This window comes from Pseudomonas sp. P4_B4 (assembly GCF_056402255.1).
Genome location: NZ_JBFUHS010000007.1, coordinates 239,603 through 253,889, shown reverse-complemented (window position 1 = coordinate 253,889; position 14,287 = coordinate 239,603). Strand labels below are relative to the sequence as shown.

The 14,287-nt window shown below is 61.3% G+C and carries 10 protein-coding genes and 1 pseudogene; 2 read left to right on the top strand and 9 right to left on the bottom strand.

Features of this window, described 5'->3' with window-relative positions; translation table 11 throughout:
* Positions 1 to 202: 202 nt before the first annotated feature.
* Together AC1DVE_RS11400 and AC1DVE_RS11395 are read left to right on the top strand one after the other, a co-directional pair.
* Positions 203 to 1,264, top strand: a pseudogene (locus AC1DVE_RS11400) (methyl-accepting chemotaxis protein); the annotation flags it as partial.
* Positions 1,247 to 2,119 carry a methyl-accepting chemotaxis protein gene (locus AC1DVE_RS11395; RefSeq protein WP_411741622.1) on the top strand — a complete coding sequence of 291 codons (873 nt, stop codon included), beginning with the start codon at positions 1,247 to 1,249 and terminating at the stop codon, positions 2,117 to 2,119. The pseudogene AC1DVE_RS11400 and the gene AC1DVE_RS11395, both read left to right, overlap by 18 nt.
* A gap of 157 nt (positions 2,120 to 2,276) precedes the next feature.
* Here AC1DVE_RS11395 and mdoH read toward each other — a convergent pair whose 3' ends face one another.
* The 9 genes from mdoH to AC1DVE_RS11350 all read right to left on the bottom strand — a co-directional run bounded on the left by mdoH (position 2,277) and on the right by AC1DVE_RS11350 (position 14,261).
* Positions 2,277 to 4,847: a glucans biosynthesis glucosyltransferase MdoH gene (gene mdoH, locus AC1DVE_RS11390; protein ID WP_223457558.1), complete on the bottom strand. Its 2,571-nt coding sequence runs from the start codon at positions 4,845 to 4,847 to the stop codon at positions 2,277 to 2,279.
* A complete protein-coding gene (locus AC1DVE_RS11385) occupies positions 4,840 to 6,654 on the bottom strand; it encodes a glucan biosynthesis protein G (RefSeq protein WP_223457556.1) in 1,815 nt (604 codons plus the stop codon). The genes mdoH and AC1DVE_RS11385 overlap by 8 nt, the downstream gene beginning before the upstream one ends.
* 321 nt (positions 6,655 to 6,975) lie before the next feature.
* A complete protein-coding gene (dtd, locus tag AC1DVE_RS11380) occupies positions 6,976 to 7,413 on the bottom strand; it encodes a D-aminoacyl-tRNA deacylase (RefSeq protein WP_223446469.1) in 438 nt (145 codons plus the stop codon).
* Entirely contained in the window at positions 7,410 to 8,381 is a 972-nt protein-coding gene (gene pip, locus AC1DVE_RS11375; RefSeq protein ID WP_150726550.1) for a prolyl aminopeptidase, read from the bottom strand. Before pip ends, dtd begins: the two co-directional genes overlap by 4 nt.
* A 104-nt stretch (positions 8,382 to 8,485) precedes the next feature.
* Positions 8,486 to 9,391 carry an alpha/beta hydrolase gene (locus AC1DVE_RS11370; protein ID WP_223457554.1) on the bottom strand — a complete coding sequence of 302 codons (906 nt, stop codon included), beginning with the start codon at positions 9,389 to 9,391 and terminating at the stop codon, positions 8,486 to 8,488.
* 199 nt (positions 9,392 to 9,590) lie between these two features.
* Positions 9,591 to 10,547, bottom strand: coding sequence for a choline ABC transporter substrate-binding protein (locus AC1DVE_RS11365; protein ID WP_223457552.1), 957 nt, complete (start codon positions 10,545 to 10,547; stop codon positions 9,591 to 9,593).
* Positions 10,548 to 10,817: 270 nt separating this feature from the next.
* A complete protein-coding gene (gene hutG / locus AC1DVE_RS11360) occupies positions 10,818 to 11,621 on the bottom strand; it encodes an N-formylglutamate deformylase (protein ID WP_477783925.1) in 804 nt (267 codons plus the stop codon).
* A 10-nt stretch (positions 11,622 to 11,631) separates the two neighbouring features.
* Positions 11,632 to 12,837, bottom strand: a complete 1,206-nt coding sequence (gene hutI, locus AC1DVE_RS11355; RefSeq protein WP_223457548.1) for an imidazolonepropionase — start codon at positions 12,835 to 12,837, stop codon at positions 11,632 to 11,634.
* A gap of 17 nt (positions 12,838 to 12,854) precedes the next feature.
* Positions 12,855 to 14,261, bottom strand: coding sequence for an amino acid permease (locus tag AC1DVE_RS11350; protein WP_223457546.1), 1,407 nt, complete (start codon positions 14,259 to 14,261; stop codon positions 12,855 to 12,857).
* Positions 14,262 to 14,287: the final 26 nt, after the last annotated feature.

Below are 14,287 nucleotides of genomic sequence, written 5' to 3'. Positions count from 1 at the left end.
CCCGTTTGGACGCGAAGCGGCCACTGTTGTTTGTTCCAGCCAAACCGCATGCACTTTTTTACGGCTGCTGCGCACCCGAACGGGGGCCAGCCCCCTCGCCACAGATCACCGCGCATCTGAAAAATCCTGAGCACCTATAGATCTGCACAGTCCAGCCGATACATCCCCCATAAAACCAAATTGTGGTCCGGGGAGTTTCAGCATGTATCAATGGCTAGCCGAGAGTCTGGGAAACGTCAGCGTCAAACGCAAGCTGGGGATCGGCTTCGGTCTGGTGCTGTTACTGACCCTGCTGATCACCTTCACCGGCTGGAGCGGCCTGAGCGGCGTGACCAGCCGTGGCGATAAACTGGGGTTCATCGCCAGCCTCAACGACCTGACCAAGGACCTGCGCATTGCACGCCTGGATTACGAGATGCGTCGCGGCGAACAAGGTCCCGGTGCCGTCAACGATCTGCTGGGCAAACTCGAAAGTGGCCTGCAGACCGCCCGCGGCCTGATCGAGCAACCGGCTAATACGGCCATGGTCGATCAACAACTGGCCGCTGTCGCCGAATACCGTCGTGCCTTCAACGACATGACCCAGGCCGGCGCCCAGCGTGAAGACGCCCGCAGCAAACTCGGCGCCACCGCCGACAATGCCGTGGCCCGCGTCGCCGAAGTGGAAAAAACCATGCTGCAAGGTGACAGCGTGGCGGCGTTCAACGGCGTGATCGACCTGAGCAAGCTGATCCAGCAGGCGCGTTTCCAGGTTCGCGGCTACACCTACAGCGGCAAGAGCGAAGCCGAACAGCCAGCCCTCGACGCAATCGACAACGCCCTGAAGAACCTCGAGAGCCTGCCGGCCAAACTGCCTGAAGAACACATCGCTAACCTGCGACAGGCCACTGATTCGCTGAAGGCCTATCGCGCCGCCGTCAGCCAGTTCCGCGACTCCCAGGTGGCCAGCGCCAAGGCCCTGGCACGCATGTCTGCCCAAGGCGACATCCTGGTGGACATGAGCCAGAAACTCACCGTCTCGCAAACCGTCGTGCGTGACACCGACGCCGCCCACGCAAAAAACATGCTGACCCTCGCCACCATTCTGGCCATCGCCTTCGGCCTGCTGGCCGCCTGGGCGATCACCCGGCAGATCATCATTCCGTTGAACCAGACCCTGGTCGTGGCACAGCGCGTCGCCAGTGGCGACCTGACCCACAACCTGACGTCGCAGCGCCGCGACGAACTCGGCCAGTTGCAGCGTGCCATGCAGAGCATGACCCAGGGCTTGCGCGAACTGATCGGCGGCATCAGCGATGGCGTTACGCAGATCGCCAGCGCCGCTGAAGAACTGTCCGCGGTCACCGAGCAGACCAGCGCCGGGGTCAACAGCCAGAAGGTCGAGACCGATCAGGTCGCCACTGCCATGAACGAAATGGCCGCCACCGTGCAGGAAGTTGCGCGCAACGCCGAAGAAGCCTCCGAAGCCGCCGTCGCCGCCGACCAGCAGGCCCGTGAGGGCGACAAAGTGGTCGGCGAAGCCATCGCACAGATCGAACGCCTGGCCAAGGAAGTCGGCCACTCCACCGAAGCCATGGGCGAACTCCAGCGTGAAAGCGACAAGATCGGCAGCGTGCTGGACGTGATCAAGTCAGTGGCCCAGCAAACCAACCTGCTGGCGCTCAACGCGGCCATCGAGGCTGCCCGTGCCGGTGAAGCCGGGCGTGGTTTTGCCGTGGTCGCAGACGAAGTCCGCAGCCTGGCCCAGCGCACCCAGAAGTCCACCGAAGAGATCGAAGAGCTGATCGTCGGCCTTCAAAACGGCACCCAGCAAGTCGCGACCATTATGGACAACAGCCGTACCCTGACCGACAGCAGTGTCGAACTGACCCGCCGCGCCGGGGGCTCACTGGAAAGCATCACCCGCACCGTCTCGGCGATACAGGCGATGAACCAGCAGATTGCTGCAGCCGCTGAACAGCAAAGCGCCGTGGCGGAAGAGATCAATCGCAGCGTGCTGAATGTGCGAGATGTGTCGGACCAGACGTCGGCGGCAAGTGAAGAGACGGCGGCGTCCAGCGTTGAGCTGGCGCAGTTGGGGACGCATTTGCAGATGCTCGTGGGCAGGTTCAAGGTATGAGTGAAACCCCATCGCGAGCAGGCTCGCTCCCACACTGACCGGCTCAAACACAACGCCTGTGCCAGGCACCGGCCCTGTGGGAGCGAGCCTGCTCGCGATTGGAACGGCGCGGTGTAACTTTGAAACCCAAAAAAAACCCGCTTTCGCGGGTTTTTTATTATGCCAACTGAGGCTGTTCGCTCATTGGTTTGAGCGGTAGCAGCGGCGCGTGCGGATCGGCCTTCACCGATTTGCGCCATGCGCCCAGCCACTCGGCGTGGCCTTCGCTCCAGACCTGCTCATGCAGGCGAGCCAATGCCACCGGGTCGCTCAACAGTTGCACACGCTCGTTGTTGGTCAGACCTTCAGGACCGACTTTCATCGCGTGGCGAACCCGCTCGATCCGCAACCATTCAATCGGCTCGGCCTGATTGTGCCGGGAGGTCGCCAGCGAGCACGCCAGGGCGTTCTGCTGCGGATCGACCACCGAACGGACGAAGCCGTCGTTCAGCGCATGCCAGCGGTTTTCGTGGGTGTACTGGTCGGTTGCCAGCAAGGCCTGCGGCGGATTGTATTCCTCAGGAATCAGGAACAGGCTCTCGTCACGGGACTTCAGGCCCAGACCGACGCGGCTGGAGATCACCGATACCGGGATCGACAGCATCAACGAACCGACAATCGGCACCAGCCACCACAGGAAGCTCGGGTTCAGCCAGATCACCAGCATGGCCCAGAAGAAGCCCAGCAAGGTCTGCGGACCGTGACGCTTGACCGCTTCGCTCCACGGCGTGGAGTCGTCGTCTCGTTGCGGCGAGTTCCAGGTCGCGGCCCAGCCGAGGAACGCGGCGAGGACGAAACGGGTGTGGAAGATCATCCGCACCGGCGCCAGCAGCATGGAGAACAGCATCTCCAGCAGCATCGACAGGGTCACCTTGAACTTGCCGCCGAACTCTTTCGCGCCCTTGGCCCAGATCAGGATGATGCTCAACAGTTTCGGCAGGAACAACAGCACGATGGTGGTCGAGAACAGCGCAATCGCCTTGTCCGGGTGCCATTGAGGCCACAGCGGATAGAGCTGACGCGGTTCGAGGAAGTACTGCGGCTCCATCAGCGTGTTGACCGCCAGCAGCGCGGTCGACAGCACCAGGAAGAAGAACCACAATGGCGCCGACAGGTAGGACATCACGCCAGTCAGGAACACCGCGCGGTGCACCGGGTGCATGCCCTTGACCAGGAACAGGCGGAAGTTCATCAGGTTACCGTGGCACCAGCGACGGTCACGCTTGAGTTCGTCCAGCAGGTTTGGCGGCAGTTCTTCGTAGCTGCCCGGCAAGTCGTAGGCAATCCACACGCCCCAGCCGGCACGGCGCATCAACGCGGCTTCAACGAAGTCGTGGGACAGGATCGAGCCGGAGAACGCGCCTTTACCGGGCAACGGCGCCAGGGCGCAGTGGTCGATGAACGGCTTCATGCGGATGATCGCGTTGTGGCCCCAGTAGTGCGACTCGCCCAGCTGCCAGAAGTGCAGGCCGGCGGTGAACAACGGGCCATACACACGAGTGGCGAACTGCTGCATGCGCGCATACAGGGTGTCCATGCCCGACGCCCGTGGCGCGGTCTGGATGATCCCGGCGTCCGGCGTGGCTTCCATCAGGCGCACCAGACTGGTCAGACACTCGCCGCTCATCACGGAGTCGGCATCGAGTACGACCATGTACTTGTAGTCACCACCCCAACGACGGCAGAAGTCGTCGAGGTTGCCGCTTTTACGTTTTACGCGACGACGACGGCGGCGATAAAAGATCTTGCCGAAGCCGCCGGCTTCGCGGCAGACATCCAGCCAGGCCTGTTGCTCGGCGACACAGATATCGGCGTCGTTACTGTCACTGAGGACGAAGAAGTCGAAACGGTCCAGGTCACCCGTGGCCGCAACCGACTCGAAGGTCGCCCGCAGACCGGCGAATACCCGTGGCACGTCTTCGTTGCAGATCGGCATCACCAGTGCGGTGCGCGCATCCTTTGGAATCGGCTCGTTGCCGGCACTTTTACCGGAGATACGGTATTTATCGTGACCGGTCAGCAATTCCAGGAAGCCCATCAGCGCGGTCCAGAAACCGGCCGATACCCAGCAGAACAGAATCCCGAACAGGATCAGGATGCTGGTCTGCAAGGCATACGGCAGCACTTGCGTGGCAGTTTGCAGCAGCGGTTGGTGCAGCACTTCGTTGAGGTCGACGAACGACCAGCCCTGGTACGGCATGATGCCTTTCATGTACCAGCCGGCGACGATGGTCTGGCCGAGCATCAGCAGCAACAGAATGTAGCGACGGATCGATCCGACGGTGCGCCAGCGCGCGGCCGGCAGGACACGTTCGTCCTTCGGCGGCTTCGGCGGGTTGGTACGACCGGTCATCCGGCGCCAGCCACGCACCAGAATGTTGGTGCGCCACGGCTCCGGCACGACCTTGGTCCGCCGGATCGGCGGGGTCGCCTTGAGGCAGACCCGGCCGTTGGCGTCGAGCGCCAGCATTTCCGCGTCCTGCAGCTCTTCGGCGGTGCTCAGGGTCAGGCGTTTGCCCACCGAAGCCTGGGCGGCTTCGGTCGGGGCGTCGAACGTCGACGATGACAGGCGTTCATGCAATTCGCTGAAAGACTGGCAGCCCGCGAGTTCCGCGCGCTGCTGGTCGGTCATCGGCAGATGCGCCAGATACTCGGAAAGAGTTTCTGGCCGTACTTGTGAGTTACTCATCGGCAGGCAACTGATAGCTCCAGGTCTCGGTCAGGACTTCTTCAGTCGGGGCCGATTCCGGTGTGGCTGGGGCCGCGTCGGCAGCGGCAGGCTGCTTGGCGTCTTTATTGGCCTTGTCCTTGGCATCTGCAACAGGCTTCGCTTCAGCCTGCTTGGCCTCCGCTTGCTTGGCTTCCTTGTCCGCTTTCTCTTGTTGCTTGGCGGCAACCTTGTCGGCCTTGGCAACCGACGAGTTCGACGACGGAAGCGAAGTCTTGGCCAGGTCCGCAGGCACGATGTTCTGCACCAGCGCGGCACGCATCTCGGTGGACTTGCCCGGGTCCTTGATCTTCATCCGCAGGGTCAGGCGCCAGCCCTTGGTTTCAGGGTTGTAGCGCACGCTGTTTTCCACCAGCTCGGCGTTGTCACCGACGCTGACCTGGCTGCGAACTTCCGCATCGGCCGGCAAAGCCGCCAGGGACGGGCCTTCGAAGTCCACCAGGTAGGCAACGCTGCCGTCCGGCTGACGAATCAGGTTGGACTGTTTGACGTCACCGGTGGAACGCAGGGTCTGTTTGACCCAGGCGCTGTCCGGCGCGTGAATCGAGTCTTCATCCATGGTCCAGTGCATACGATAAGCGACATCGAGCGGCTGGCCAGGTTCCGGCAATTTTTCCGGGTTCCAGAAGGCAACGATGTTGTCGTTGGTTTCGTCGGCGGTCGGAATCTCGACCAGGTCGACGGTGCCCTTGCCCCAGTCACCCTTCGGCTCGATCCAGGCGCTTGGGCGCTTGTCGTACCGGTCGTCGAGGTCTTCATAGTGGCTGAAGTCGCGGCCACGTTGCAGCAGACCAAAGCCGCGCGGGTTTTCCACGCTGAAGTTGCTCACGGCCAAGTGTTTCGGGTTGTTCAGCGGACGCCAGATCCACTCGCCGTTGCCGGCATGGATCGCCAGACCGCTGGAGTCGTGCAGCTCGCGACGGTAGTTCAGTACTTTCGACGGCTGGTTGGCGCCGAACAGGTACATGCTGGTCAACGGGGCGATACCCAGTTTGCCGACCTTGTCACGCAGGAACATCTGCGCCTTGACGTCGACGATGGTGTCGCTGCCCGGACGCAGGGTCAGGCGATAGGCACCGGTGGCGCGAGGAGAATCCAGCAGGGCGAAGATCACCAGGTGCTTGTCGCCTGGCTTGGGCTGCTGGATCCAGAACTCGCGGAAACGCGGGAATTCTTCGCCGGACGGCAATGCGGTATCCAGCGCCATGCCGCGAGCGGACAAACCATAGACGTGACCCTTGCCGACGACGCGGAAGTAGCTCGCGCCGAGCATGGTCATGATTTCGTCTTGCTTGTCGGCCTTGTTGATCGGGTACAGCACACGGAAACCGGCATAACCCAGTTGTTCGGTGGCCTTGGGATCGAACTGCATGTCGCCGAAGTCGAAACGACTCGGGTCGTACTTGATCTCGTCGACGGTGTTCGCGGTGATTTCGTTGATTTTCACCGGCGTATCGAAATGCATGCCCTGGTGATAGAAGGACAGCTTGAACGGCGTCTTCTGATCAGCCCACTCGGCTTTTTCCGTCAGAAAACGAATTTTCTGATAGTCCGCGAACTTCATGTCGCGGAACTCGTTTGGCAGGTTACTGCGCGGCGCTTCGTATTTCTGCGCGGCCAGCTCTTTTGCCTTGGCCGATACATCATCCAGACTGAATGCCCAAAGCTGACCGGCGCTGAGCAGGCAGAGCAGTGCAGAGCCCGCTACCAGGGCGCTGCGTAACCGTTTGGCAGACAATTTTGGTGCGTTACAGGGACTAACAATCACGAGCAACCCTCGCCGAAAACAGATCAAAAAACCAACGGCCAGTTAAAGGGTCTGCACGGTGTACGGTATGAAAAAACCGCCCTTGCAAACCACTCTTGCCAAGTTGGCGAGCATTGTTCCGACTCCGCTGGGGCGAAATGATTCCCCAATCGGATCAGGACAAGTCTCTACCTAAGTCAAAATGGACCAACGAACGCTGATCCCCGTAGCGCGGGATTATCTAGTAGGCCGCGTTACAACGCATCAGGGGTAACAAAGTATTTATCGCGAAAAAGCCCTGTTTTCAGTCGAAATGAACGTAAAAACTTGTTTCAAACGCTTTCAGGTCTGTAACAGGAAGGTTACCGGGCCATCATTGACCAGGTGCACCTGCATATCCGCGCCGAATCTACCTGATGCCACAGTGCCATGCACCTGTTTCGCTTTGTTCAATAGATAGTCGAATAGTTCCTCGCCCAGCGCCGGAGGGGCCGCAGTCGAGAAACCCGGACGCAACCCGCTTTTGGTATCGGCAGCCAGGGTGAACTGAGAGACCAGCAGCAGCCCGCCGCCCACATCCGCCAGGGACAGATTCATCTTGCCCTCAGCGTCACTGAATACCCGATAGTTAAGCAGTTTATTAAGAAGTTTGTCGGCGCTGGCCCGCGTATCGTCGGGCTCGACGGCTACCAGGACCAGCAATCCCTGATCGACGGCACCCACGATCTCACCCGCGACCTCGACTCGCGCGCCGCGCACCCGTTGCAGCAGGCCCTTCATGCTTCTTCAGGCGGCAGGTCGAGCAGACGCCGGGCCATCTGATTGGCGGCGCGTACCAGAGCGTCAGTGATGCCAGGCTCGGATGCGGCATGACCGGCATCGCGGATGACCTGCAGTTCGCTGTTCGGCCAGGCTTGATGCAATTCCCAGGCGTTATCCAGCGGGCAGATCACGTCATAACGACCATGGATGATCACGCCGGGCAAATGGGCGATCTTGCCCATGTCGCGGATCAACTGGTTCTGCTCCAGGAACGCGTGGTTGCTGAAGTAGTGGCATTCGATGCGGGCAATCGACAACGCACGTTGTGGTTCGGAGAAGCGATCGACTACCAGCGGGTTGGGACGCAGGGTCGCGGTGCGGCCCTCCCAGGTGGACCAGGCCTTGGCCGCGTGCATCTGGGCAATCTGGTCGTTGCCGACCAGACGCTTGTGGAACGCGGTAAGCAAGTCGTCTCGCTCGTCCAGTGGGATCGGCGCGATGTAGTCCTGCCAGTAATCGGGGAACAGGCGGCTGGCACCGGCCTGGTAGAACCATTCGATTTCCTGCGGACGGCAGAGAAAGATCCCGCGCAGGATCAGGCCGTGTACCCGCTCAGGATGGGTTTGCGCGTAGGCCAGCGCCAGGGTCGAACCCCAGGAGCCGCCAAACAGCACCCACTTGTCGATGCCCAGGTGCTGGCGAATCCGCTCGAGGTCGGCGACCAGGTCCCAGGTGGTGTTGTTTTCCAGGCTGGCGTGGGGCGTGGAGCGACCGCAGCCACGCTGATCGAAAGTGACAATGCGATAGAGGTTGGGATCGAAGAAGCAACGACTCTGGGCATCACATCCGGCCCCGGGGCCGCCGTGGATGAACACTACCGGCAAACCTTCCGGTGAACCGCTTTCGTCGACATACAGCGTGTGGGTTTCGTCGACGGCCAGATCGTGCCGGGCGTGGGGTTTGATCTGCGGGTACAAAGTCTGCATTGCGCACTCCGTAAGGGGTCGAGGTCATCCCTGGGGGGACTTCTATTATTCTGCCGTCCGGCATCATAAACCCGAATTACGTCAATGAGCATGCCCGTGCAGAGTCAGAGTTTTGCCGACAGATATCCGAACAAGGTTTCGTACAGCGCATCCACCTCGGCCACCCGCCCTCGGGCCCGCAAACAGCCATGGACCAAACCCTCGCCGACATGCAGCGTGGCAACCACGCCCGAGGCATTGAGTCGCTCGGCATACAGCACGCCGTCATCACGCAGCGGGTCGAATTGCGCCACGGCGATCAATGCCGGTGGCAGTCCGCTGAAATCCGTGGCGAGCAATGGCATGGCGTAGGCGTTCGGATGGCGGGTGCCTTGCAGGTAAAGCGCGTGATAGCAATCAACGTCACTGCTGCTGAGTAATGGCGCGTCGATGCACTCACTGCGCGACGGCAGGCGGTGATCGCCGCCCAACCCCGGATAGATCAGCACCTGCGCGCACGGCAGCGGTTCGCCGGCATCGCGCAGCGCCAGGCACAAGGCCGCCGCGAGGTTGCCACCGGCACTGTCGCCGGCCACCAGCGTACGCTCCGGGTCGATTTGAAACGGTCCGGCGCGCAGTGCTCGCCAGACCTTAAGGCAGTCATCGAACGCGGCGGGAAACGGATGCTCCGGTGCCCGGCGGTAATCGACGGCGATCACCCGTACACCGAGTGTCGATGCCACTTCGACGCAGATGAAATCGTGGGAGTCGAGGTCCCCCACCACCCAGCCGCCGCCATGCAGATAAACGATGCACGACGCACCGCTGACCGGTGGCTGATAGGAACGAACAGCAACACCGGCCAACTCGAAATCGACCACATGCAACCCGGCGGGGCGTGCCGGAGTAAACGCCCGGCACATCTCGCTGTAGGCCTGGCGCAACCCGGTAATGCTGCTGTCGGTGCTGTTGAAACTCAGGGTTTTGTCGACGAATGCTGTCATCTGTTTGGAAAGCGGGTAAGGAGCCATGAGCCTGGTGCCCGTTGATTCAGAGGGTTTGGATTGAAATGATCCCTGTGGCGAGGGAGCTTGCTCCCGTTGGGCTGCGAAGCAGCCCCATATTGCACGACTCGCTGTTTAACTGACTCACCGAGGCGCTGAGCTTGCGAGTGCTGCGCACTCGGACGGGAGCAAGCTCCCTCGCCACAAAATCACAAAGACCGGGGGGTCAGTTCTTCAGGCTGGCCTGAACCGTGGCCACGCCATCCTTGCCATCAAAGCTGCTGACACCCGCCAGCCAGCGCTGCAAGTCTTCGGGATGGTCACGCAGCCATTTTTTCGCGACATCCTGAGCCGTTTGGCGCTCCATGATCGGCACCATCAACTGACTTTCCTGGGCGGCGGTGAACGTCAGGTTTTCCAACAGCCGATTGACGTTCGGGCAGCGCTCGGCGTAATCCGGCGCGGTCACGCTGGAGACCGTCGCGGCGCCTTCATTCGGCCCGTAGACGTCTTCGCTGCCGGTCAGGTAGTCGATCTTCATGTTGATGTTCATTGGGTGCGGGGTCCAGCCGACAAACACCACGAACTCCTTGCGATTCACCGCCCGCTGCACGGCCGCCAGCATCCCGGCCTCACCGGACTCGATCAGTTTGAAGTCTTTCAGGCCAAAGTGATTGGTCTCGATCATGGTCTTGATCGTGGTGTTGGCGCCGCTGCCCGGCTCGATGCCGTAGATCTTGCCGCCGAGTTGATCCTTGAACTTCGCGATGTCGGCGAAGGTTTTCAGACCGGCCGCTGCCACATAGTCAGGGACCGCGAGCGTGGCCTGGGCATCGGCCAGGCTCGGCTTGTCCATGACCTTGACCTGATTGGCGGCCACGAAGGGTGCGATGTTTTTATCCATTGCCGGTTTCCAGTAACCGAGGAAGATGTCCAGGCGCTTGTCGCGGATGCCGGCGAAGATGATTTGCTGCACGGCGCTGGTTTGCTTGCTTTCGTAGCCCAGACCGTTGAGCAGCACATCGGCCATGCCGCTGGTGGCGATCACGTCGGTCCAGTTGACCACGCCCATGCGCACGGTTTTGCAGGAGGCATCGTCCGCGGCCATGGCGCCGGCGCTCAGCAGAGCGGTGCCGCAGAAGATTGAGAGACAGCGGGTGAACAGACCTTTGGGGCTTGTCATAGAGAGCATTCTCGTGCGGCAGCGGATTATTGTCGGGGCGGTGTCTTTGTGCACCGTGGCCAGAACATTACGCAGCAGACGAGTGGTGAAAGCGACCTGTGGCGACCGTGTTTTGCACAGTGGCGACTGTCAGCCTAACCTGTAGGAGCGAGCTTGCTCCGGGCGGCGTTCCGACGATGGTCGAGAACGGTAACGCGCCCAGTCAGACACCCCGCGACATTCTCTGGTTTTTCGCGAGCAAGCTCGCTCCTACAGAGACCGTACCAAGCCTTAATGCCCGTAGTGCTTTCCGCCCCAGGCCAACAAGCCTTGCAGCAACTGCTTGAGCACCACCCGCGTCGGTTCTGCCAGATCCGGGCGATAGCGGAACGGCTCGAATTCTTCCATGTACGTGCACTGCCCCAACTCTAGCTGCACCGCGTGGATGTTCTCGGCCGGATTGCCGTAATGGCGGGTGATGTGCCCGCCCTTGAAGCGCCCGTTCAGCACGTGGGTGTAATTGTCGTGAAGCGCGCAGATCGCTTCCAGTTGGGTCGCAAGCTGTGGATCGCAACTGGCGCCGTTGAAGGTGCCGAGGTTGAAGTCCGGCAACTTGCCGTCGAACAGGTGCGGGATGATCGAGCGGATCGAGTGCGCATCGAACAGAAGCGCATAGCCGAACTCGGCCTTCAATCGCGCCAGTTCCTGCTGCAGTGTGCTGTGGTATGGCGTCCAGATTTGCTCAAGATAGGTTGCCCGCTCTTCCTTCGAAGGCTCCAGCCCTTCACGGAACAATGGCACGCCGTCGAACAACGTGGCCGGGTACAGACCAGTGGTCGCGCCCACGTACAGCGGCTTGTCGTCGGACGGCCGGTTCAGGTCGATGACGAACCGCGAGTACTCGGCGGCCAGGGTACTGGCGCCCAGTTCGGCAGCGAAATCGTAAAGCTGCGGGATGTGCCAGTCGGTGTCCGGCAGGCTTTTCGAGTCAGGGATCAACCCGGCTTCGACCGCAGGCGTCAGGCGTACACCAGCGTGAGGCATGCTGATCAGCAGCGGTACGCGGCCTTGTTTGAAGTTCAGAACCTTATCCACAACAGATCTCCTACAGACTTGATTCGACGCCGTGGCGCACGACGCGTTTTTCCAGGTCGCCGCCCAGCCAGTAACACAGGTCGGCCGGACGATCGATTTGCCAGGCGACGAAATCCGCGACCTTGCCGGCTTCCAGCGAACCATGGGTGTCGGCCATGCCCAGCGCGGTGGCGGCGTGGATCGTCGCGCCGGCCAGGGCTTCTTCCGGGGTCATGCGGAAGCAGGTGCAAGCCATGTTCAGCATCAGGCGCAACGACAGTGCCGGCGAGGTACCGGGGTTGAGGTCGCTGGCGATGGCGATTTTCACGCCATGTTTGCGCAGGGCTTCCATTGGCGGCAATTGGGTTTCGCGCAGGAAATAAAAGGCGCCGGGCAACAGCACCGCGACCGTACCGGACTTGGCCATGGCGATGGCGTCGTCCTCGGTCATGAACTCCAGGTGATCGGCGGACAACGCGTGATAACGCGCCGCCAGGCTTGAGCCGTGCAACGACGACAATTGCTCGGCGTGCAACTTCACTGGCAAACCCAACTTCTGAGCGGTGATGAATACACGCTCAACCTGCGCAGGCGAGAACGCCAGGTATTCGCAGAATGCATCCACCGCGTCCACCAAACCTTCGGCGGCCAAGGCCGGGAGCATGTCGGCGCAGATGTGATCGATATAGTCGTCAGCGCGGTCCTTGTACTCTGGCGGCAGGGCATGAGCCGCCAGGCAGGTGCTGCGCACGCTGACCGGCAGTTCGGCGCCGAGGCGACGGGCCACGCGTAGCATCTTGCGCTCGTTGGCCAGGTCCAGGCCGTAGCCAGACTTGATTTCGATGCTGGTGACACCATCACGCATCAGGCTTTTCAGGCGCTTGGCGGCACTGGCGAACAGTTCATCTTCGCTGGCTGCGCGGGTGGCGCGCACGGTGCTGGCGATGCCGCCACCGCTGGCGGCGATTTCCGCGTAGCTGACGCCTTGCAGGCGCTGTTCGAATTCGCCGCTGCGGTTACCGCCGAACACCGTGTGAGTGTGGCAGTCGATCAGGCCCGGTGTGACCCAGGCCCCGTTCAAATCATTGACGGCCGGGTACTCGCCCGCCGGCAACTCACCGCGCGGGCCGATCCACTCAATGTGCGCTCCTGACGTCACGATGGCCGCGTCCTCGATGATCGAGTAGACGCCTTGTGCCATGGTTGCGACGTGACAGTGTTGCCAGAGAGTTTTCATCCGTGGCCTCCATTAGGTTATCGATGAGAAAAAGTAGGATCCTGCGTCACCAGGGCTGCCTGGCCCGCCGCCGGTTTCACCCACGTCAGGTAAGCCAGCACCAGCAACACGATCCAGACCACGCCGACGATCAGCGCTGCCTGGGTGTCCGGGAAATAGCCCAGCACGCCGAAGATGAACAGCATGAATGCAATCGCCGCCGCCGGCGCATAGGGCCAGAGCGGTACCGGGAATTTCAGTTGTGCAACCTGCTCGGCGCTCATGGACCGGCGCATGGCCACTTGGGTCACCAGAATCATCAGCCAGACCCACACCGTGGCAAAGGTCGCGATGGAAGCAATCAGCAGGAACACGTTTTCCGGGATCAGGTAGTTCAGCAACACGCCCAGCAACAGCGCGGCACTCATCACCACGACCGTCATCCATGGCACGCCATTGCGCGACAGACGGGCGAAGCCCTTGGGTGCATGCCCTTGCTGGGCCAGACCGAACATCATGCGGCCAGCGCCGAAGATGTCACTGTTGATCGCCGAAATCGCCGCCGTGATCACCACGATATTGAGGATGGTGGCCGCCGAGCTGATCCCCAGCTTGTCGAAAATCTGCACGAACGGGCTGCCCTGGCTGCCGATCTGCTGCCATGGAAAGATCGACATCAGCACCAGCATCGTCAGCACGTAGAACAGCAGGATCCGCAACGGTACGGCATTGATCGCCCGGGGCAGCACGTGCTGCGGGTCTTTGGCTTCACCTGCCGTTACGCCGATGATTTCAATACCGCCAAACGCAAACATCACCACCGCGAAAGAAGCAATCAGACCGCCCATGCCATTGGGCATGAAGCCGCCCTGGGTCCAGAGGTTGCTGATGTCGGTCGCTTGGCCGGGGGCCGAGCTGATGCCGAACAGCATGATGCCGAAACCACCCAGGATCATCGCGACGATGGCCGCGACCTTGAGCAGCGAGAGCCAGAACTCCATTTCACCGAAGACTTTGACGTTGCACAGGTTCAGGCCGCCGACGATGGAAACGACACCCAACACCCAGATCCAGCGGGAGACTTCCGGGAACCAGAAGCCCATGTAGATACCGAATGCAGTGACGTCGGCCATGCCGACGATGACCATTTCGAATGCGTAGGTCCAACCGAGGATGAAGCCCGCCATCGGCCCCAGGTAGGTGCTGGCGTACTGGCCGAAAGAGCCGGCCACCGGGTTGTGCACCGCCATCTCACCGAGGGCGCGCATGACCATGAACACCGCCGCGCCACCGATCAGGTAAGCGAGCAGTACCGCAGGCCCGGCCATTTGAATGGCCGAGGCGGATCCATAAAACAGCCCGGTGCCGATCGCCGACCCCAGCGCCATGAAGCGAATATGTCGGGCAGAGAGCCCGCGTTTCAAACCTTTTTCTGGCTGTTGCATTTCTCGTCCCTAATTATTGTTATTCG